Consider the following 20,679-nt stretch of genomic DNA (forward strand, 5'->3'; position numbering starts at 1 on the left):
GCGGTGAAGGTAAGTCTGGTCTTCGTCAGGAATGGTGTGGTTGATTACGTGGGACACGTCATCAACGTCAATACCTCGAGCAGCAACATCCGTAGCAATGAGGATTTCCTTCTTGCCGGACTTGAACTGGGCCATGCCACGTTCACGCTGCTCCTGGTTGAGGTCACCGTGCACGGCAACAGCGGGAAAGCCGCGGTCGGTGAGTTCTTCAACCAGACGTGACGCAGCACGCTTGGTGCGCGTAAAGATGACGGTTTTGCCGCGTCCCTCAGCCTGAAGGATACGAGCAATCACCTCGTCCTTGTCCATGTTGTGTGCGCGGTAGACCAAGTGCTTGATGTTGGCCTGAGTCAGACCCTCATCAGGATCGGTGGCACGAATGTGAATGGGGTTGTTCATGAAACGACGAGCCAAAGCCACGATGGGGCCAGGCATGGTTGCGGAGAACAGCATGGTGTGACGCTTGGGAGGAGTCTGCGAGAAGATCTTCTCGATGTCAGCCAAGAAGCCGAGGTCAAGCATCTTGTCTGCCTCATCGAGAACGATTTCTTCGATCTCGGCAAGGGAGAGTAAACGCTGGTTGGCCAGGTCAAGCAAACGACCGGGGGTTCCGACCACAATCTGGGCGCCAGCCTTGAGCTGTTCAACCTGGCCTTCGTAAGACTTTCCACCGTAGATAGAAACAACCTTGGTCTCACGGTTGGAGGTGGCTAGTTCCATGTCTTCTGCAACCTGAACACAGAGTTCACGGGTGGGCACAACAACAAGCACCTTCACGCCGGGGCCGGGGTTGGTTCCCAGGCGCTGGATGATGGGTAGGCCGAAACCGAAGGTTTTACCGGTACCAGTCTTTGCCTGGCCAATGATGTCCTGACCGCCCAAAGCGAGGGGGATGGTCTGCTCTTGAATGGGGAAGGGCTCAAGAATTCCCTTAGAAGCCAACGCTTCAACAATGTCCGCGTCGATATTTAAATCTGCAAAAGTCACAAAGTGCCTGTCGTTATAAAAAGGTTCTACGCCTTTTTATTCGTCACACAGGCGTAGGGCTACCGATCCGATGCCGGTAGCGACGTATCAAGCCTATCTCGCCTCGCTCGTATGCCCGTTTAGGCATAGGCTTGATGCGTGGTCTTTTCTTGGTTTGGCATGCGTAAGCGCAGAGTCGTTGCCCCTACCCTGAAGCCACGTCAAGAGAAGGTAGAACGCGAAGACAAGGTCGATCTGAAGGATATGACCCCCGATGTCGTTCCCTTCCTTGCCCAGGTTGCTTACTTCGAACTTGCTGTCTTTGAGTCCTTGACCCGTGCGGTCACAGCAGCTCCCACTCTTGAAGCTAAAGAGGGCTTGAGTGCTGCAGCGGGAGAAGTGTTGGCCAAGCACCACGGGCTGGTTGCTGAACTTCGCAAGAAGAAGGTCGACCCCGCAGAAGCGATGGAGCCCTTCGCTCCTGCCATTGACAAGTTTGAACAGCTCACCGGTGGCCGTGACTGGTATGAAATGCTTCTGGGCGTCTATCTGACCGCTGGTTTCCTGGACGATTTCTTTGTGCGACTGGTTCCAGGTCTTCCTAAGGCACTTGCTGGCCGCGTAGAGATTCTTCTGGAAACAGATCGCTCTGCTGAAGTAATCGTGGCTTTGCTCAAGACGGGTATTGAGGAAGATCCCACCCTGTCTTCCCGCTTGGCAGTGTGGGGACGTCGCCTTGTTGGTGACACTCAGCTTGTTGCTCGTTCTGCTTTGCACATGTCTGGCAACCGTGACGATGATGAACAGCGCATCGAGCCCGTCTTCACCGACCTCATTGCTGCACACTCACGACGCATGGATGAGTTGGGTCTTACTGCCTAACTCTTCACCGACTACAACGTCGTGTGAAGCTGTCCCACTACTTTCCCGCCACCATAAACATCGGTGTGTAAGCGAGGGATGAGGGCATCCAGCTTGCTCTGCTCGAGTGCGCCAGCGCGAACCAATGCTTGCAGGGCAACAATAGGTGCAACCCGGAGGTTGCCATCCAGAATCTTTGTCGCCACGGTTGTTCCATCTGGGGTGGAGACGATGAAGACGCCTTCATAACCAGATTTCGCAGTAAAGCCGAGTTCTTCCATGATGATCACATCGGGTTCACCGTGATCTCCCACAATCCAAGGGTGGGCGAGCATGGATTCAAAAAGCTTTTCTGCTGAATTCTTGATACCCAGCGGTGTGGAGTCATCAGCAGCGTGCATCTTGGCCACGCCTGATGCCAGTGCCACCAGCGGCATAGCGTGAACAGGTGCACCACAACCATCAACAGCAGTTGAGGTGATTGTTTCCCCCGTGAGGTATTCGACTGCTTCGAGGATGCGAACCTGCAGTGGGTGGTCGCGGTCCAGGTAGTTCTCGGTTGGCCAGCCTTCGTGCGTGCACGCCAGCAACATTGCTGCGTGCTTGCCTGAGCAGCAGTGATAGATGGGCAGAGCGCCACCATCTGCTTTGTAAACCTGCTTGAGCATGTCCTTGTTGACGGGCCACTCTGTGGCGCACTTGAGATCTGTCTCGGTGAAGCCGCCCGTTGCCAGAAGTTCTTTGACCAGCTCAACGTGTGCGGCCGAACCAGTGTGACTGGAGGTTGCCAGGGCAGTGAATTCGGGGGAGAGCTCAAGGCCTGTCGAGAAAATGCCCATGGCTTGGAAGAGTTTCATGGCAGAACGAGGGAACACCAATGCGTTGGGGTCACCCTTACTGAACAAGACCTTGCCAGCAGGGTCTACGACAACAACACTTCCTGCATGGCGCGACTCAATGAAGTCATTGCGCACGAGTACGGCAAGTTCTTCAGAGGTGTCTACTGTTCCTGTCCCAGCCATGATCATTCCTTTGTTGCGAAGAAAAGAGGGGCCACTGCGTTCCCGCAGCGACCCCTCAAATCTAGTTGTTTTAGAGAGAAGCGAGGGCTTCGTCGAGAACGCCGAGGGCGTCTTCGAGAAGTGCGTCGCTGGTCTTGACTGAAGGCAGGAAGCGCAGAACGTTTCCGTATGTTCCAGCAGAGAGCAGGAGCAGACCGTGCTGAGCGCCGAAGGCCACGATCTTGGTGATTGCTTCGGGGTAGGGGTCCTTGGTTCCGGGGTGGACAAGCTCGATGGCGAGCATGGCGCCCTTTCCGCGGACCTCGCCAATGATGGGGTACTTCTCCTGCAGCTTCTTGAGGCCACCACCGAGGGTCTTCTCTACGCGCTTGGCTTCGTCGAGCAGGTTGTCCTTCTCGATTTCGCTGAAGATTGCAATTGCTGCTGCGCAAGAAACAGGGTTACCACCGAAGGTGCCACCGAGGCCACCGGGGTGAGATGCATCCATGATCTCGGCGCGACCGGTTACGGCAGCGATAGGCATACCGCCACCGACGCCCTTGGCGATGGTGACGAGGTCAGGAACGAAACCAAAACCTTCAGAGGCAAAGTACGCGCCAGTACGAGCCATACCTGCCTGAACTTCGTCGGCTACGAAGACGACGTTGTTCTTGGTGCACCATTCCTGGATTGCGGGAAGGTAACCATCTGCAGGAACGATGAATCCACCTTCACCCTGAATGGGCTCAGCGAAGACAACAGCGAGGTCTTCTGCGCCGACAATCTTCTCGAGGTACGTGATGGTGCGCTTGGCTGCCTCTGCGCCGGTCAGTCCGTCGCGGTAAGGGTAGGAGCTTGGTGCACGGAAGATCGAGGGAGCGGTGGGGCCGAAGCCTGTTGCGTAAGGTGCGTTCTTGAAGTTCATGCTCATGGTCAGGTTGGTACGACCGTGGTAAGCGTGATCCAGAACAGCAACACCGTTCTTGCGGGTGTACTTACGGGCAATCTTGACAGCGTTCTCCACTGCTTCAGCACCTGAGTTGCAGAGCATGGTGCGCTTGGCGTGGTTGCCGGGAGTGTGCTTAGCAAGAAGCTCAGCAACCTTGACGTAACCCTCGTAGGGGGTCACGGTGAAGCACACGTGGGTGAAGTGGGCTGCGGCTTCGGAAACTGCTGCGACTACTGCATCGTTGGCGTGGCCAATCGTGGTGACGCCGATGCCGGTTGCGAAGTCAATGAACTGGTTGCCGTCAACGTCCTGAACGATGGAGCCATAAGCGTTCTCGATGTAGACGGGGAGGGCTGCACCCACGCCGGGAGGAACTACCTCAGCGCGTCGTTTGTGCATTTCCTGTGACTTGGGACCAGGAATCGCGGTGACAACCTTACGTTCCTGAGTTACTGCAACTGATGCGGGGGCAGAGGTGTTTGACATAGTGCAATCCTAACTTCCTCGGCTCTGAGGAAAGTGAGTGTTGGGCAGGAAAAATTCGTGATTTTTCGCAGATTTAGCAATCCTCTCCATATTAGTTCGCATCCGAACGACATAGCTAGAGGGGAAGAGTGGAAAGATGGCTGTTATGCGTCGCGTACTTATCCTTGGCTCGTCTGGTTCTATCGGAACCCAGGCGCTGGATGTCATTCGCGCGAACCGTGACCGTTTTGAGGTCGTCGGATTGTCTGTGGGCAGCAACCGAGAGGTTCTGCACGAGCAGGCAACCGAGTTTGGTGTGAGCGATATTGCACTGGGTCACGTTGAAGCAGAGGAGCTTGTTCGCTCTGTCAGCGCTGATGTTGTTCTCAATGGAATTACAGGTTCTGTTGGTCTCGGCCCCACGCTTGCTGCGCTAGAGACAGGAAAGACACTTGCTCTCGCAAACAAAGAAAGCCTGATTGTGGGCGGCACACTTGTCACTGATCTGGCTCAGCCGGGTCAGATCGTGCCTGTTGACTCTGAGCACTCGGCTATTGCGCAGGCCTTGGTCTCTGGAACTCACGCCGAGGTACGCAGGTTAGTTCTCACCGCTTCGGGTGGTCCCTTCCGTGGTCGTAGCCGTGAATCACTCGTGAATGTCACACCACAAGAAGCGCTCGCGCACCCCACCTGGGACATGGGTCTTGTGGTGACTACAAACTCGTCGACGTTGGTCAACAAGGGCTTGGAAGTCATCGAAGCACATCTCTTGTTCGACATCCCATTTGACCGAATTGACGTGACGGTTCACCCACAGTCCATCGTGCACTCGATGGTGGAGTTCGTAGATGGTTCAACCATCGCTCAAGCTTCGCCACCCGATATGCGTCTTCCCATTTCCCTTGGCTTGGACTGGCCTCACCGGGTTGCCGGGGTGGGCGAGCCTCTGGACTGGACTCAGGCACAGAGTTGGACCTTCGAACCTCTTGATGAAGAAGCTTTCCCTGCCGTGTGGCTGGCAAAGCAGGTAGGAACCGCAGGTTCGACCTTCCCAGCCGTGTTCAACGCAGCAAATGAACAAGCCGTGATGGCGTTCCATGCAGGCAAGATCGGGTACCTCGACATCCTCACCACAATTCAACGTGTGGTGGACGAACACACCCCAGCATCAGGGGCACTCACAAGAGAAGCAGTCTTAGATGCTGAGAGCTGGGCTCGCCGCCGAGCTGATGAAGTTATTGGTGGCTAACCGTTTCTCGGTTGATTGTCAGACGGTCAGGTTAACCTTTTTCTAATGGATACTTTCTGGCTTTACGTACTTGGCGTCGTCATCTTCCTCGTGGGACTGGCGATCTCTATCGGTCTGCACGAAATCGGGCACTTGGTTCCCGCAAAGATCTTCGGCGTACGTGTCGGGCAGTACATGATCGGCTTCGGACCAACCCTGTTCTCTAAGAAAGTTGGAGAAACCGAGTACGGCGTGAAAGCTATCCCGCTCGGCGGATACATCTCGATGGCTGGAATGTTCCCGCCGGGGGATGAGCCCACAGAGTCAACCAACAAGGTCCGCAGGCTTTTTGGCAAGCTCGTGCAGGACGCCCGCCAAGCTAGTGACGAGTCGATGGTGGATCTCGATAAATCACGCGCGTTCTATAACCTTCCAGTCTGGAAGCGCATCATCATCATGGTCGGCGGACCCTTCATGAACCTCGTGTTGGCATTTGTCTTGTTTGCCATCTTGATTGTGGGGATTGGCCAACCCCAGCCCACAACATCGGTTGCCGCAGTGACCCAATGCGTCACCGTCGAGGGTGTCCCTGCTGAATGCAGTGACAGCACTGTTGAGGGGCCTGGAGTCACAGGCGGTCTCCTCGCCGGAGACACCATCGTGTCCATCAACGGAGAGAAAGTCTCAACCTGGAACGACGGTACTGACACCATTCGCGCCTCAGCGGGCAAGCCCTTGACCATCGTGGTTGATCGCGATGGTGTTGAAAAGACATTGAGCATTACGCCTGTTTTGGCTGAACGAAACCTTCTCGACAGTGCTGGAGCTCCTGTCCTTGATGCAGCAGGAAACCCCATCATCCAAGAGGTGGGCTTCATTGGCATTGCTCCTGATTACGCCATGACGTCGCAGCCGATCACCGCTGTATTCCCCATGATGGGCCAGAACATTTCTAGCGTGACCAACATGATCCTCCACTTGCCTCAGCGCATGGTTGATGTCTCGAATGCCGCTTTTGGTGAAGGCAAGCGTGATGTCAATGGTCCCATCGGCATCGTCGGTGTGGGACGAGTTGCTGGTGAAGTAGCCAGCACGGATCAAGTAGACACCGTTTCCAAGGGTGCAACCCTCATCGGCATCCTTGCGTCGCTGAATATTGCACTGTTCGTGTTCAACATGGTTCCGTTGCTGCCACTGGATGGTGGTCACATCGCGGGAGCTCTCTATGAGGGTGCACGTCGCCAGGTTGCCAAGTGGCGAGGGCGTCCAGATCCAGGTCCGTTTGACACTGCAAAGCTGATGCCGCTCACCTTGCTGGTCGTGGTGTTGTTGGGTTCGATGAGTGCACTTCTGCTCTACGCGGACATCTTCAAACCCATCAGCATTTTTGGCTAAACATCTTCAGTAGAGACGCGTAAGCTAAACCTCGTGCCAGCTGTGAATTTGGGAATGCCCAAGACCCCTGAAGTCCTTGCTCCTCGCCGCAAATCGCGCCAGATCAAGGTCGGCAAGGTGCTGGTCGGTGGAGATGCTCAGGTGAGCGTGCAGTCCATGTGCACCACCCCCACCACCAACATCAATGCCACTTTGCAGCAGATTGCGGAACTCACCGCCTCTGGTTGCGACATTGTGCGTGTAGCTGTTCCAAGCCGCGATGATGCTGAAGCACTGCCCATCATTGCGAAGAAGAGCCAGATTCCGGTTATCGCGGATATTCACTTCCAGCCCAACTACGTCTATGCCGCCATTGATGCAGGTTGTGCCGCAGTTCGCGTCAATCCCGGAAACATTCGTAAGTTCGACGATCAGGTCGGCGAAATTGCTCGCCGTGCAAAAGAAGCAGGCGTCAGCATCCGTATCGGTGTGAACGCAGGTTCGCTCGATCCTCGTCTTCTTGAGAAGTATGGCAAGGCAACTCCAGAGGCTCTCGTGGAGAGCGCTGTCTGGGAAGCAAGCCTGTTCGAAGAGCATGACTTCCACGACTTCAAGATCTCGGTCAAGCACAATGACCCCATCGTGATGGTCAAGGCATACCGCCAACTCGCTGAACGCGGTGACTGGCCCCTGCACCTCGGTGTGACCGAGGCGGGCCCTGCTTTCCAGGGAACAATCAAGTCAGCTACCGCATTTGGCATTCTTCTCGGCGAGGGCATTGGTGACACCATCCGTGTTTCGCTTTCTGCCCCTCCTGCAGAAGAGGTCAAGGTTGGTCTGCAGATTCTTCAGTCGCTGAACTTGCGTGAGCGCAAGCTCGAGATCGTGTCCTGCCCTAGCTGTGGTCGTGCCCAGGTTGATGTCTACAAGTTGGCCAACGATGTCACTGAAGGCCTTGAGGGAATGACAGTTCCTCTTCGCGTTGCCGTGATGGGCTGTGTTGTGAATGGTCCTGGTGAAGCTCGTGATGCTGACCTCGGGGTTGCTTCGGGTAACGGCAAGGGACAGATCTTCGTCAAGGGTGAAGTAGTCAAGACCGTTCCTGAGAGCGAAATTGTTGCCACACTGATCGAAGAGGCAAACCGCTTGGCAGCTGAGATGCCTGCCAGTGAAGTGGGCACTGTTCAGGTCATCACTCCCTAATGGAAGCTATCTTCACAGGGCCTTTCATCTTTTCGGCCATTTTCTTCCTGGTGCTTATTGGCATTGGAATTGTGATTTTTAGTCGTTTCAAGTAAACCCCCAGGGGTATAACCTCTAAAGGTGACCACTCTGGACTATGCAGCAATTCAAAAGCGCTCGTTGCGCATTCTTGCTACCGGCCAGATTCTCGGCGGCTTGGGCATGGGTGCCGCCTTCTCACTCGGTTCACTTCTCACCGCCGAAGTTGGTGGGTCACCTGCCTATGCCGGTCTTTCCGCCACCATGTCAACACTGGGCACAGCGCTCTTTGCCATTCCTCTTGCCCGCTTGGCAGGTCGTGTTGGTCGTCGCTACGCACTAGCAACAGGCGGCGCTATCGGCCTTGTTGGCGCCATCATGGTGATTGTTTCAGCCTCGGTGAACAACCTCCCGTTGTTGTTGGCAAGCATGCTCACTCTTGGCGCTGGTGGTGCAGTGAATCTGCAAACCCGCTTCGCTGCTGCCGACCTTGCCAAGCCTGAGACTCGGGCTCGAGATCTTTCGCTCGTAGTTTGGGCCACAACAATCGGTGTTGTGGCTGGTCCGAACCTGGTTGGACCAGGGGACCTGCTGGGCGAAGAACTAGGACTACCCCCACTGACAGGAGCATTTGCCATTGCGGCTGTTGCTCAACTCTTCTCAGCGATACTTTTCCTCACCGCTCTTCGGCCAGACCCATTGTTGTTAGCTCGTGAACGTGCAGTAGCTGATGGAGGAGTGCAGATCGCTCCACGTCGAGGATTTGGTGCCGCAATTCGTATCCTTGCGGAAACCCCTGCGGCAGCTGTTGCTGTCTTTGCACTTGCGATGAGCCACGCCACGATGGTGGCAGTGATGGCGATGACCCCAGTTCACCTTGCTCTGCATGGAGTTGTGATTCCCCTCATTGGCCTCACGATTTCACTTCACACAGCCGGAATGTATGCACTCTCACCCGTCTTTGGATGGATGGCGGACCGTATAGGCCGTAAACCAGTAATCCTGCTGGGGCAAGCAATCTTGCTTGCCTCGTTGTTGGTCAACTTTGCCGCACCAGATTCGCTAGCTGCCGTCACCTTTGCTCTCATTTTGCTAGGACTGGGATGGTCTGCCGCAACGGTCGCCTCCAGTGCTCTGCTCACCGAATCAGTCGCTCCACAAGACCGCACCACCGTTCAGGGTTTCTCTGACACGGTTATGAGCTTGGCGGGGGCAGGCGGTGGGGCATTGGCTGGTCTCGTGCTTGCAGCAGTGGGGTATGGATTACTCAATATTTGGGTCATCACTCTCGTTGTGTTCGTGGTGATTGCCGTGCTCGCGCTCGGCTGGCGCACCAAGGCAGCCGCCACGGCTTAAGATTGAGACGTGCCTACACGTCTTTCACACCTCTTTCTCCGTACGCTGCGCGAAGATCCTGCTGAAGCAGAAGTAACCAGCCACAAGCTTCTGCTTCGTGCTGGCTACATTCGCCGTCAAGCCCCCGGAGTCTTTGCCTGGCTCCCGCTCGGTCTGCGTGTGAAGGCCAAGGTTGAGAAGATCATCCGTGAAGAGATGACTGCTGCCGGTGCTCAGGAAGTTCACTTCCCTGCACTGCTGCCCAAGGAACCCTACGAAGTTACCGGTCGTTGGACTGAGTACGGCGATGGCATCTTCCGCCTCAAGGACCGCAAGGACGCGGACTACTTGCTTGCTCCCACCCACGAAGAGGTCTTCACCCTTCTGGTGAAGGACCTTTACAACTCTTACAAAGACTTGCCTGTGTGCCTGTATCAAATCCAGGACAAGTACCGCGATGAAGCTCGTCCTCGCGCAGGTCTCCTGCGCGGCCGTGAATTCACCATGAAGGACGCCTACTCCTTCGACATCTCAGATGAGGGACTCGCTAACAGCTACCAGGCGCAGCGTGATGCCTATGAACGCATCTTCACCCGTCTGGGCCTCGACTACGTCATTGTGAAGGCAGATGCCGGTGCAATGGGTGGTTCACGCTCAGAAGAGTTCTTGCACCCCACCGAAGTTGGTGAAGACTCCTTCGTGCGCTCAGCTGGTGGTTACACCGCCAACATCGAAGCCTTCACCACGGTTGTTCCTGCCACGATTCCGATTGAAGGACAGCCTGCGGCTCGCGTGTTTGATTCACCGAACACTCCCACTATCGATTCCCTGGTTGCCCACTTGAACGCAACCGAGCCTCGTGCAGATGGTCGCCAGTGGACCGCTGCTGACACTCTCAAGAACGTTGTGCTGGCACTGACCCACCTTGATGGCACCCGTGAGCTGATTTCGATTGGCCTTCCAGGTGATCGTGATGTTGAGCTGGCACGTGTTGAGGTTGCCTTCTCACCTGCTGCTGTTGAAGCAGCAACAGAAGAAGATTTTGCCAAGAACAAGACCCTGGTCAAGGGTTACATCGGTCCCTGGTCTGAAAAGGGTGCTGTTCTGGGTTCTGAAGGAACCTCCAAGATCCGCTACTTTGTTGACCCTCGTGTCGTTGATGGCAGTGCTTGGGTGACCGGTGCCAATGTCGACCAGAAGCACGTACTCGATGTTGTGGCAGGTCGCGATTTCATCGCAGACGGCGTTGTTGAAGCATCTGATGTTCGCGCAGGAGACCCTGCACCGGATGGTTCTGGTCCTGTTGAGATTGCTCGCGGTATGGAAATCGGTCACGTCTTCCAGCTGGGACGCAAGTATGCCGAAGCTCTGGGACTGAAGGTCTTGGACGAAAACGGCAAGCTTGTCACCGTCACCATGGGTTCCTATGGCATTGGTGTCACTCGCATCCTCGCGGTCATCGCCGAGACCAACAACGACGAAAAGGGCCTGATCTGGCCTGCGAACGTCTCACCGTTCGACATTCACGTCATTGCCACTGGCAAGGACGATGAGGTATTCGAAGCTGCCGAGAAGATCGTGGCAGAGCTGGAAGACGCTCGCTACGAGGTTCTGTATGACGACCGCCCCAAGGTTTCTCCTGGTGTGAAGTTCGGAGACGCAGAGTTGATCGGTGTTCCCACGATTGTCATCGTGGGTAAGGGTCTTGCCGACGGCGTTGTTGAGCTGTGGGATCGTCGCAGCAACGAACGCACCAGCGTTCCCGTTGCAGACATTCTCAAGCACCTCAAGTAACAAGAATTCATTGCCACGTTCCCGCTGGGGGAGCGCGGTTCCATCATGCCCGCAGGTCGGGTAACCTTAGAGTGCTGCGCCGGGAGGCGTGGGATTACAGGTGCGAATAGAGGAGGCCCACAGTGGACATCGATCTCAGAGTTCTCAAGCTCATGGAAACCGAAAAAGGTATTCCCTTCGATGAGTTAGTAGAAATCATCGAACAGGCCATCCTCACCGCCTACCAAAAGCACATGGTTCAGGCTGAGCCTCGCGTTGCACCAGTGAAGAACCCTAAGAGCGCAACCGGTCTCGGTGGTGGTGCAGGTTCTGCAGACACCGACACTCCTCGTGCACCACGCATCGCTCCCGAGCTTCCTGAAGCTCGCGTTGAGCTGGACCGCAAGACCGGCATCGTGACCATCTTCGTTCCTGAGAAGGATGAGGAAGGCGTTGTGATCGGTGAAGCCGTTGCAACTCCTGACGACTTCGGCCGTATTGCTGCTTTCGCTGCCAAGCAGGTCATTAACCAGCGCCTGCGCGATATTGCGGATGAAGCAGTCATTGGTGAGTTCAAGGGCCGCGAGGGTGACATCGTTTCTGGTGTGATCCAGCAGGGTCAGAACCCCAAGATGGTCTTCATTGACCTCGGTACCGTCGAGGCAGTCATGCCTCCTGAAGAGCAGGTTCCTTCCGAGGACTACTCACACGGAAACCGTATTCGCGTCTATGTCACCTCGGTGACCCGCGGAACCAAGGGCCCTCAGGTCACTGTTTCCCGCACCCACCCTCAGCTCGTGCGCAAGCTCTTCACGATGGAAGTTCCAGAAATTCAGAGCGGTCTTGTTGAGATTGTTGCTCTGGCCCGCGAAGCAGGCCACCGCACCAAGATTGCAGTGAAGGCAACTGACCCTGCGATTAACGCTAAGGGTGCCTGCATCGGTGAGCTCGGACGCCGCGTTCGCGCCGTGACCGAGGAGCTCAACGAGGAAAAAATCGACATCGTCGACTTCTCCACCGACCTTCCCACCTTCGTCTCGAACGCTCTTTCACCTGCCAAGGTGTCGGACGCATTCGTTCTCGATGCAGCTACCAAGGCTGTTCGTGCCCTCGTTCCCGACTACCAGCTTTCGCTGGCAATCGGTAAGGAAGGTCAGAACGCGCGCCTTGCTGCCAAGCTCACCGGTGCCAAGATTGACATCCAGCCTGACTCCGTAATGGACGAAGACTAAGCAGCACCGCACGGCGGGAACCCCCGCCACAGCGTTGCTGGGGTATCATGGAACCTGTAAGGACGTGCATCGGCTGCCGTCAGCGCTCAGATAAGTCCGCTTTGTTGCGGGTTATCAACGTTGATGGCCGTGTTGAAGCGGATATTTCCGGTTCAGCACCAGGTCGCGGTGCGTGGCTACACCCCACACCAGAGTGTTGCAATGAAGCACTGAAGCGCCGAGCTTTCGGGCGAGCACTTCGCGCAGACATTACTAACACTGAAACCATCACACAAAGGCTGAACGGCTAATGGACAACTAATGAGCGGCTCGAAATGAGTTCCGTCCGTAAGTAATGGTCTGGTCCTGTTTTTTACAGGGCTCAGGCCCTAAGACAGGAGAATTGTGGCTGCCAAACCACGCGTACACGAAGTTGCTGCCGAATACGGCATCGACAGCAAGCTTGCTCTAGCCAAGCTTAAAGATCTCGGTGAGTTCGTTAAGGGACCATCGTCAACCATTGAGCCTCCCGTAGCGCGCAAGCTGCGTAACGCTCTTGAAGCAGAAGGCATGAAGCCTGTTCCTGCTGGAGAAGCTGCACCTGCTGCAAAGGCTCCCGCTAAGGCTGCTCCCGCACCTGCTGCTGAAGCTCCCGCTGCACCCGCAGCCCCCACCCCTGGCCCCAAGCCAGTAGCTGAGGCGCCTGCTGAAGCTCCTGCGCCTGCCGCAGAGGCTCCTGCTGCTCCTTCTGCACCTGCAGAAGGTGGCGAAGCTGCTCCTAAGGCTGCTGGCGGCACTCGCCCCGGAAACAACCCCTTTGCTTCTGCACAGGGCATGGGTACTCGCCCCGCGGGTGCTCCACGTCCCGGAAACAACCCCTTTGCTTCTGCTCAGGGCATGGGAACCCGCCCCGCGGGTTCACCTAGCCCCGGCAGCATTCCCCGCCCCATGGCTCCTCGCCCCGGCGGCTCAGGCATGCCTCGTCCCGGCGGCGCTGGTGGTGCTGGTCGTCCAGGCGGCCCAGGTCGTCCCGGTGGTGCAGGTGCTGGTTTCCAGCGTCCAGGTGGTGCTGGTGGCGGTTTCCGTCCCGGTGGTGCTGGTGGAGCTGGTGCAGGTGCTGGAGCAGGCGCTCCCGCACGTCCCGGATTTGGTCCTAACCGTCCCCCCGCAGGCGGTGGCGCTGGTCGTGGCCGTGGTCCCGGCGGTGGAACCGCTGGTGCGTTCGGTCGTGGCGGCGGAAAGTCCAAGGCACGTAAGTCGAAGAGAACGAAAAGAGCAGAGTTTGAACTCCGCGAGGCACCTTCGCTTGGTGGCGTAAGCGTTCCTCGTGGTGATGGCAGCACTGTCATCCTGCTTCGCCGCGGTGCGTCGATTGCGGACTTCGCAGACAAGATCAATGCAACCCCCGGTAACTTGGTCACCGTTCTGTTCCACCTTGGTGAAATGGCAACGGCTACTGAGTCCATCGATGAGGCCACATTCCAGATCCTCGGTGAAGAGCTCGGCTTCAAGATTCAGATCGTTTCTCCTGAAGAAGAAGACCGCGAACTTCTTGACGCGTTCAACATCGACCTCGACCAAGAGCTCGAAGATGAAACCGATGAAGATCTCGAGATTCGTCCTCCTGTCGTCACCGTGATGGGTCACGTTGACCACGGTAAGACTCGTTTGCTCGATGCCATCCGTAAGACCAACGTCATTGCGGGCGAAGCTGGTGGAATCACCCAGCACATCGGTGCCTACCAGGTTCACGCCAACCACGAAGGCGTCGACCGTCTCATCACCTTCATTGACACCCCAGGTCACGAGGCGTTCACCGCCATGCGTGCTCGTGGTGCGCAGGTTACCGACATCGCGATCCTTGTGGTCGCAGCAGATGACGGCATCATGCCTCAGACCATTGAGGCACTGAACCACGCTCAGGCAGCCGGCGTTCCTATCGTCGTCGCCGTCAACAAGGTGGACAAGCCAGACGCTAACCCTGCAAAGGTTCGTCAGCAGCTGACCGAATACAACCTGGTTGCCGAAGAATACGGTGGAGACGTCATGTTCGTTGACGTATCTGCACTCTCCGGTCTTGGTGTGACAGAACTGCTTGATGCTGTTCTCCTCACCGCAGACGCAGGTCTTGACCTGCGTGCGAACCCCAACAAGGACGCTCGCGGTATCGCGATTGAAGCTCGTCTGGACAAGGGACGCGGTTCTGTTGCAACCGTGCTCATCGAGTCCGGAACGCTCCGCGTGGGAGACGCCATCGTTGCAGGTACTGCATACGGTCGTGTTCGTGCCATGGTCGACGAGAACGGTGTGGCCGTTGCGGAAGCAACTCCATCACGTCCCGTTCAGGTTCAGGGTCTGTCCACCGTGCCTCGTGCAGGTGACACCTTCTTGGTTACCGAAGATGACCGTACTGCGCGTCAGATCGCCGAGAAGCGTGAAGCTGCTCAGCGTAACGCTCAGCTGGCTAAGGCTCGCAAGCGCATCTCGCTGGAAGACTTCACCAAGGCACTCGAAGATGGCAAGGTTGAGTCCCTCAACCTCATCATCAAGGGTGACGTGTCCGGTGCTGTTGAAGCACTGGAAGAGTCGCTTCTCAAGATCGAGGTTGATGACAGCGTTCAGCTGCGCATCATCCACCGTGGTGTTGGTGCTGTTACCGAGAGCGATGTTAACCTCGCGACCGTCGACAACGCTGTCATCATCGGCTTCAACGTTCGTCCCGACACCAAGGCACGTGAGCGTGCCATGCGTGAAGGCGTCGACATCCGCTTCTACTCGGTCATCTACTCGGCACTCGAGGACATTGAGAACTCCCTCAAGGGCATGCTCAAGCCTGAGTTCGAAGAGGTTCAGTCCGGTGTTGCAGAGATCCGTGAGATCTTCCGCTCCAGCAAGTTCGGCAACATTGCCGGATGTATTGTCCGTAGCGGAACGATTACTCGTAACTCGAAGGCTCGCGTTATCCGTGAGGGTATCGTCATCGCCGATGGCCTGGCCATCGAGTCGCTGCGTCGCTTCAAGGACGACGCCACCGAGGTCAAGACTGACTTCGAATGTGGTATCGGTCTGGGTAAGTACAACGACATCCAGCTGGGTGATGAGATCGAGACCATCGAACTCAAGGAAAAGCCCCGCGTCTAAGTGCGAGAAGAGGGGCCAGGTTGTTACGTTTACAGCAGGGCCCCTCTTCACTTCTAGTAAGGGAACATCATGGTTGATCACGCGAGAGCTCGTAAGCTCGGTGAACTCATTAAGGTCATCGTCGCGCAAGCATTAGAGCGTGGCGTTATCAAGGACACTCGTCTGGGCTTCGTCACGATTACAGACGTGCGCATGACTGGTGACCTTCAGCACGCTTCCATCTTCTACACCGTCTATGGCACGGATGAAGAGCGCGAAGAGACTGCTGCAGCGCTCAAGGCCAACACCGGCCGTATTCGTGGTGAAGTGGGCCGCGGTCTAACCGTGCGACTCACCCCCACCATTGAGTTCATCTTGGACGCGTTGCCTGACACGGCCAAGTCCATCGATGATTTGCTAGCCAAAGCTCACGCTCAGGACGAAGAGGTTGAAGCCCTCGCGAAGAAGGCAAAATACGCAGGGGATGAAGATCCTTATGTGAAGCCTCGCGAAGCTTCTGACGAAGACTAAGGATTAAACAGATAAGGCCCGGGTTTCCCCGGGCCTTATCTGTTGTCTTTAGGAATTCTTCTTCATCTTGGCGACTTCTGCATCGATGTCGCTGTCGGTGATGACTTTAGGGTTTTTCCCGTAAGCATCGATACCGCTGAACAGGGCACCCACACCCATTCCAAACATTGCCCAAATCGGCCAGAAGTATTCTCCGGGGGAAGTGAGGAACCAGATAGCTGTCAGCAATATTGAAACCCCAGCCCATACCCAAAGGTATTGCTTGAAGTCGGCTTGCTTCTTGAGTCGTTTCTTCGCGATTACGCGGAGTTCTTCATCGTTCATACTCAACACACTACGCCTGGATTGTGGCGATCAGGAGTATTAGCCGACGAAGCCGATACGACGGTTCTGGTCGGAACCGAGCTCAACGAACGCAATGTTTGCGGAAGCGACAAGGTAAACCTTGCCCTTGTCATCGGAGAGCTTCAAAACAGGAGAAGTGCCACTGAGTGAGTTCGCTACGAGAGCTTCAACTTCAGCAAGAGTCTGTGAGGTCTCAAGACCAATTTCACGAGATGTGTTGATCATGCCAATGCGAATTTCCATGTGAAAACCTTTCGTAATCCGAACAACCCAACACTATGACAAAAAGCGGGGCCCACCATCACGGTGAGCCCCGCTTTCGCGCAGAGAGTAACTAGCCTCGGTGAGCACGCAACTTGGCTGCTACCTCGAGTGCATCATTTTCTGGTGCAGTGGAGTTACGTCCAGGTCGTGCAATGAAGAGGTACAGGGCACCTATTCCAGCAACAATGACCAGTCCGATCAGCACGATGTAGTCGGTGACAAAGTCACCAGACTCACCGGGCTTTGCCAGCAGATACATCGCGAACAGGCCCCAGGCAAGAGCCAGGATGTTCACGAGCCAACCGCCTGCTTTACCCAAACTGAACTGTCCAGCAGGTTGCCATCCCTGGAAGCGCTTCCGCAGCGCTGCCAGAACTACAGCCTGGAAGGCGATGTAGATGCCGAGGACGGCAAATGCTGTGACCTGCAGAAGCAAACCAGCTGGTCCGACATAGACGATCACCGCAATGATTGCGGGGATGAGGCTTGCTACCAGCAAAGCATTAGCAGGAACCTGGCGAGCAGAGAGCTTGCCCATCCACTTGTGTCCGGGAAGCATCTCGTCGCGAGAGAACGAGTAGAGCAGACGGCTCGCGGCTGCCTGCAGGCTCAATACGCAGGAGAGGAATGCGGTAACCGCGATCACAAGGAATACCTTGGCGCCGAAAGTGCCCAGCGAAGTCTCAAGGATTCCAGGAATGGGATCCATGTCTTCACCGTTGACGATCGAGATCAGGTTCGGTGAAGCCATCACGTATCCAGCGAAGGAGAGCAGTGCAGAAACGCCACCGATCAGAATCGTCAGGTACATCGCGCGAGGAATGCGCTTACCGGGGTTCTCGACTTCTTCAGCAACGTCACCGCATGCTTCGAAACCGTAGAAGAGGAATAAGCCGGCGATAGCGGCACCAATGAATGCAGCGGTGTAGCTGCCCTCGCCCGTGTTTCCCATTGCAGTGAAGAAGACACTCCAGTCATTACGACGCTGGAAGATCAGCAGGTAAAGACCAAGAACAATCACACCGGAGAGCTCTGCAGCCAAACCGATACGTGCAACGCGCGCCATTGTCTTTGTCCCAGCGAAGTTCAGCAACAGCGCAACACCGAGCAGAATCAGCGTAAGAATCAACTCTGATTCACGCGACGGCACAATGTCGAGCAGGCTGGAGAGGAAGAAGCTGCCATAGTCAGCAACTGCCGTGATGGTGACGATCATGGCCCAGATATATACCCAGGCAGCCATCCATGCATAGCGCTTGCCCCACAGGCGTCTTGCCCACGGGTAAATGCCACCGGCGATAGGGAACTGGGAAACAACCTCACCGAAGACGAGGGAGACCAAAAGCTGACCGCCACCGACAATGAGGATCCAGAAGATAGAAGGGGGGCCGGCAACGCTCAACGCCACAGCGAAGAGCGAGTAGACGCCAACCAACGGGGAGAGATATGTGAAGCCCAGGGCGAAGTTCGCCCAGAAGGACATGGACCGCTTGAACGAGTCGTCATAACCGAGTACCGCGAGGTGCTCAGCATCACCCATATGGGTGCTGACTGAACCTTTGTCTGACATGGTGACCTTTCGTTGAGGAGACGGGTGCGTCACCAAACAAGAAAATCCTCATCTAACGGCACACCACATCGTGTGGGCCCAAACTACTCTCAGGAATGCTCATGTGACTAGAGGTCAATAAGGTGTTTCTTCACACCACTCATTCGAGGGCGAACGACAATAAGATGGCGATATGGCAACACCCGCTCACGCCAACGGTGGCATTCTTTCTGGCATTCGTGTACTCGATTTCTCTCGAGTACTTGCTGGCCCCTATGCGACCATGACGTTGGCTGATTTTGGTGCTGACGTCATCAAAATCGAGAGTGCTGACGGCGATGACACACGCGGCTGGCGCCCACCCGTTGATGCCCAGGGCATCTCCACGTACTACTCCAGCGTGAATCGCAATAAGCGCTCAGTCACGTTAGATCTCCGCACTGCAGGGGGTAAGGCTCAGGCCCAAGAACTCCTTGCCACAGCAGATGTGGTGATTGAGAACTTTCGTCCCGGTGTGATGACAAAACTTGGTTTCAACTTTGAGGAAGCCAAAAAGATCAATCCCGGAATCATCTACTGCTCCATTACGGGGTTTGGTTCTGGAAAGGGTGCCGCCCTGGCGGGATATGACCTTCTGGTTCAAGCCCTGGGGGGCTTGATGAGTGTTACCGGTCCACAAGACGGTGGCCCCACCAAAGTGGGGGTTGCCTTGATCGACATCATGACCGGCATGAATGCTGTTCAAGGAATCTTGCTGGCTTTGAAAGCCCGTGCAGATTCTGACCCCGCTCAGTGGAAAGGTCAGCTCATTCAAGTTGATCTCATGACCACCTTGTTGGCTGCCATGACGAACCAAGCGTCAGCTGCGTTGAACGCTGGCGTGACCCCTGTGCGTTTGGGAAATGCCCACCCCAGTATTTCCCCTTACGAGCTCTTTGACGCGCAGGATCGGCCACTCCTCATTGCTGTGGGAAACGACAAGCAATTCCACACGCTGGTGCACCTTCTTGGCATTGAACATCTTGCAACTGACCCCAAATTCACTGATAACCCCAGCCGTGCAACGCACCGCGAACAGTTACGAGAACTCTTGGAAGAGGTCCTCAGGACCCAACCCGGAGCGCACTGGGTTTCACTACTCAGCGCCGAAGGAGTTCCAGCGGGGCTCGTCAACACCCTGCCCGAAGCCTTTGACTTCGCAGACTCATTAGAACTCAATGCGGTTGTGGAAATCCCCTCGTCAGATGGACAACATCTTTTCAAGCAGGTCGTGAGTCCTATCCAAATCCCTGGCCGAGATGCCAGTTACAGGCTTGCTCCACCCTCACTGGGGGAGCATAGTGAAAATGTCCGTTGGCTCGATGATGGCCTAGCGGATACGAAGTAAGGAAAACAATGAGCACCAACGCATTCCCCGATGTTTCTGTGATGGATGATGTCTTCGACCTCCATGCGCTTCTTCAGCCGGACGAAATTGAGTGGGCCATGAAGGCTCGTACCTTCGCCCAGACGAAGATTCGCCCTGTCATCGAAGATGACTTTGACAAGAAGTTCTTTCGCAAGGAACTCATCCCACAGATTGCTGCCGAAGGTTTCCTCGGAATGCACCTCAAGGGTTATGGCTGCGCTGGCGCATCTGCTGTGAGCTATGGCCTGGTGTGCCTCGAGTTTGAAGCTGTCGACAGCGGTTGGCGCACGTTCATCTCTGTCATGGGTTCCTTGGCAATGTCCGCCATCTACAAATACGGCACAGAGGAACAGAAGAACCACTGGTTGCCTCAGATGGCCAAGGGCGAGAAGCTGGGTTGCTTTGGTTTGACCGAGCCTCAGGGCGGTAGTGACCCTGCCAACATGCTCACCACTGCAAAAAAGGTTGGTGACACCTGGGTGATCAACGGAGCAAAGCGCTGGATCGGTCTGGCAACCTTGGCAGATATCTGCATTGTGTGGGCGATGACCGATGAGGGCGTTCGCGGCTTCATCGTGCCCACAGACACCCCCGGCTTCACCGCCACGGCTATTGACGGCAAGCTCTCCATGCGCGCCTCGATTCAGTGCGACATTGAGCTCACCAACGTGATTCTTCCCGCTGATGCGCTTCTCCCCAACGCCAAGGGACTTTCCGGTCCCTTTGGCTGCCTCAACGAAGCCCGCTACGGCATTATCTGGGGCGCCATGGGCGCAGCACGTGCGTGCCTCGATGTGGCAATTACACGTTCCAAGGAGCGTGATGTTTTTGGTAAGCCCATTGGGTCATTCCAGTTGACCCAAGCCAAGCTCGCTGACATGACCCTCGAATATGAAAAGGGTGTTCTCCTCGCTCTTCACATCGGGCGCCAGAAGGATGCCGGAACTCTCAACATTGCTCAGATCAGTGTGGGCAAGCTCAACAGTGTTCGTGAGGCTCTGAAGATTGCGCGCGAAGCGCGCACTATCTTGGGCGGGGATGGCATTACGGGTGAATTCCCCGTCATGCGTCACATGGC

The 20,679-nt window shown here is 56.0% G+C and carries 18 protein-coding genes; 12 read left to right on the forward strand and 6 right to left on the reverse strand.

Going from position 1 to position 20,679, the window contains the following annotated elements:
• Nucleotides 1–987 (reverse strand): DEAD/DEAH box helicase (locus Q0362_RS04480; protein WP_298120311.1); only part of this gene is annotated, 987 nt, incomplete at its 3' end.
• Between the two features lie 138 nt (nucleotides 988–1,125).
• On the opposite strand from Q0362_RS04480, the gene Q0362_RS04485 reads away from it, so the two are divergent.
• Nucleotides 1,126–1,848 carry a ferritin-like fold-containing protein gene (locus tag Q0362_RS04485; protein ID WP_298120313.1) on the forward strand — a complete coding sequence of 241 codons (723 nt, stop codon included), beginning with the start codon at nucleotides 1,126–1,128 and terminating at the stop codon, nucleotides 1,846–1,848.
• A gap of 11 nt (nucleotides 1,849–1,859) precedes the next feature.
• Here Q0362_RS04485 and Q0362_RS04490 read toward each other — a convergent pair whose 3' ends face one another.
• Both Q0362_RS04490 and gabT read right to left on the reverse strand, forming a co-directional pair.
• Complete coding sequence (locus tag Q0362_RS04490) at nucleotides 1,860–2,849, reverse strand: asparaginase (RefSeq protein ID WP_298120315.1); 990 nt, start codon at nucleotides 2,847–2,849, stop codon at nucleotides 1,860–1,862.
• A 70-nt stretch (nucleotides 2,850–2,919) separates the two neighbouring features.
• Nucleotides 2,920–4,263 carry a 4-aminobutyrate--2-oxoglutarate transaminase gene (gene gabT / locus Q0362_RS04495; protein ID WP_298120316.1) on the reverse strand — a complete coding sequence of 448 codons (1,344 nt, stop codon included), beginning with the start codon at nucleotides 4,261–4,263 and terminating at the stop codon, nucleotides 2,920–2,922.
• 145 nt (nucleotides 4,264–4,408) lie between these two features.
• Here gabT and dxr point away from each other — a divergent pair, with 145 nt between their 5' ends.
• The 9 genes from dxr to rbfA all read left to right on the forward strand — a co-directional run bounded on the left by dxr (nucleotide 4,409) and on the right by rbfA (nucleotide 16,035).
• Nucleotides 4,409–5,491 carry a 1-deoxy-D-xylulose-5-phosphate reductoisomerase gene (dxr, locus tag Q0362_RS04500; RefSeq protein WP_298120351.1) on the forward strand — a complete coding sequence of 361 codons (1,083 nt, stop codon included), beginning with the start codon at nucleotides 4,409–4,411 and terminating at the stop codon, nucleotides 5,489–5,491.
• 45 nt (nucleotides 5,492–5,536) lie between these two features.
• On the forward strand, nucleotides 5,537–6,865 hold the full coding sequence (locus Q0362_RS04505; RefSeq protein WP_298120319.1) for an RIP metalloprotease: 1,329 nt from the start codon (nucleotides 5,537–5,539) through the stop codon (nucleotides 6,863–6,865).
• 54 nt (nucleotides 6,866–6,919) lie between these two features.
• Nucleotides 6,920–8,047, forward strand: a complete 1,128-nt coding sequence (gene ispG, locus Q0362_RS04510; protein WP_298120354.1) for a flavodoxin-dependent (E)-4-hydroxy-3-methylbut-2-enyl-diphosphate synthase — start codon at nucleotides 6,920–6,922, stop codon at nucleotides 8,045–8,047.
• 120 nt (nucleotides 8,048–8,167) lie between these two features.
• Nucleotides 8,168–9,421, forward strand: a complete 1,254-nt coding sequence (locus Q0362_RS04515; RefSeq protein ID WP_298120321.1) for an MFS transporter — start codon at nucleotides 8,168–8,170, stop codon at nucleotides 9,419–9,421.
• 9 nt (nucleotides 9,422–9,430) lie between these two features.
• The gene (locus tag Q0362_RS04520; RefSeq protein WP_298120323.1) at nucleotides 9,431–11,194 is read left to right on the forward strand and encodes a proline--tRNA ligase; all 1,764 of its coding nucleotides are present in this window, start codon (nucleotides 9,431–9,433) and stop codon (nucleotides 11,192–11,194) included.
• A gap of 122 nt (nucleotides 11,195–11,316) precedes the next feature.
• A complete protein-coding gene (gene nusA / locus Q0362_RS04525; RefSeq protein WP_298120326.1) occupies nucleotides 11,317–12,405 on the forward strand; it encodes a transcription termination factor NusA in 1,089 nt (362 codons plus the stop codon).
• Nucleotides 12,406–12,452: 47 nt separating this feature from the next.
• The gene (locus Q0362_RS04530) at nucleotides 12,453–12,695 is read left to right on the forward strand and encodes a YlxR family protein (protein WP_298120329.1); all 243 of its coding nucleotides are present in this window, start codon (nucleotides 12,453–12,455) and stop codon (nucleotides 12,693–12,695) included.
• Nucleotides 12,696–12,789: 94 nt separating this feature from the next.
• A complete protein-coding gene (gene infB, locus Q0362_RS04535) occupies nucleotides 12,790–15,525 on the forward strand; it encodes a translation initiation factor IF-2 (RefSeq protein WP_298120331.1) in 2,736 nt (911 codons plus the stop codon).
• Between the two features lie 69 nt (nucleotides 15,526–15,594).
• Entirely contained in the window at nucleotides 15,595–16,035 is a 441-nt protein-coding gene (gene rbfA / locus Q0362_RS04540) for a 30S ribosome-binding factor RbfA (protein ID WP_298120333.1), read from the forward strand.
• 48 nt (nucleotides 16,036–16,083) lie between these two features.
• Here rbfA and Q0362_RS04545 read toward each other — a convergent pair whose 3' ends face one another.
• From Q0362_RS04545 to Q0362_RS04555, 3 genes are all read right to left on the reverse strand, one after another.
• Entirely contained in the window at nucleotides 16,084–16,359 is a 276-nt protein-coding gene (locus Q0362_RS04545; RefSeq protein WP_298120336.1) for a 2TM domain-containing protein, read from the reverse strand.
• Between the two features lie 39 nt (nucleotides 16,360–16,398).
• Nucleotides 16,399–16,623: a DUF3107 domain-containing protein gene (locus tag Q0362_RS04550; RefSeq protein WP_298120340.1), complete on the reverse strand. Its 225-nt coding sequence runs from the start codon at nucleotides 16,621–16,623 to the stop codon at nucleotides 16,399–16,401.
• A 91-nt stretch (nucleotides 16,624–16,714) separates the two neighbouring features.
• The gene (locus Q0362_RS04555; protein WP_298120343.1) at nucleotides 16,715–18,214 is read right to left on the reverse strand and encodes an APC family permease; all 1,500 of its coding nucleotides are present in this window, start codon (nucleotides 18,212–18,214) and stop codon (nucleotides 16,715–16,717) included.
• A 172-nt stretch (nucleotides 18,215–18,386) separates the two neighbouring features.
• Here Q0362_RS04555 and Q0362_RS04560 point away from each other — a divergent pair, with 172 nt between their 5' ends.
• On the forward strand, nucleotides 18,387–19,580 hold the full coding sequence (locus Q0362_RS04560; protein ID WP_298120346.1) for a CaiB/BaiF CoA-transferase family protein: 1,194 nt from the start codon (nucleotides 18,387–18,389) through the stop codon (nucleotides 19,578–19,580).
• Nucleotides 19,581–19,588: 8 nt separating this feature from the next.
• On the forward strand, nucleotides 19,589–20,679 hold a 1,091-nt coding region (locus Q0362_RS04565), incomplete at its 3' end, for an acyl-CoA dehydrogenase family protein (protein WP_298120348.1).

This window comes from uncultured Aurantimicrobium sp., from assembly GCF_936931525.1.
Classification (GTDB): Bacteria; Actinomycetota; Actinomycetes; order Actinomycetales; family Microbacteriaceae; genus Aurantimicrobium.

Bases quoted from the DNA above. Each gene is read 5' to 3' on its own strand.
- Q0362_RS04490 (WP_298120315.1), bottom strand. From the start codon at position 2,849: ATGGCTGGGACAGGAACAGTAGACACCTCTGAAGAACTTGCCGTACTC.
- gabT (WP_298120316.1), bottom strand. From the start codon at position 4,263: ATGTCAAACACCTCTGCCCCCGCATCAGTTGCAGTAACTCAGGAACGT.
- dxr (WP_298120351.1), top strand. From the start codon at position 4,409: ATGCGTCGCGTACTTATCCTTGGCTCGTCTGGTTCTATCGGAACCCAG.
- Q0362_RS04505 (WP_298120319.1), top strand. From the start codon at position 5,537: ATGGATACTTTCTGGCTTTACGTACTTGGCGTCGTCATCTTCCTCGTG.
- ispG (WP_298120354.1), top strand. From the start codon at position 6,920: ATGCCCAAGACCCCTGAAGTCCTTGCTCCTCGCCGCAAATCGCGCCAG.
- Q0362_RS04530 (WP_298120329.1), top strand. From the start codon at position 12,453: ATGGAACCTGTAAGGACGTGCATCGGCTGCCGTCAGCGCTCAGATAAG.
- rbfA (WP_298120333.1), top strand. From the start codon at position 15,595: ATGGTTGATCACGCGAGAGCTCGTAAGCTCGGTGAACTCATTAAGGTC.
- Q0362_RS04545 (WP_298120336.1), bottom strand. From the start codon at position 16,359: ATGAACGATGAAGAACTCCGCGTAATCGCGAAGAAACGACTCAAGAAG.
- Q0362_RS04550 (WP_298120340.1), bottom strand. From the start codon at position 16,623: ATGGAAATTCGCATTGGCATGATCAACACATCTCGTGAAATTGGTCTT.
- Q0362_RS04555 (WP_298120343.1), bottom strand. From the start codon at position 18,214: ATGTCAGACAAAGGTTCAGTCAGCACCCATATGGGTGATGCTGAGCAC.
- Q0362_RS04560 (WP_298120346.1), top strand. From the start codon at position 18,387: ATGGCAACACCCGCTCACGCCAACGGTGGCATTCTTTCTGGCATTCGT.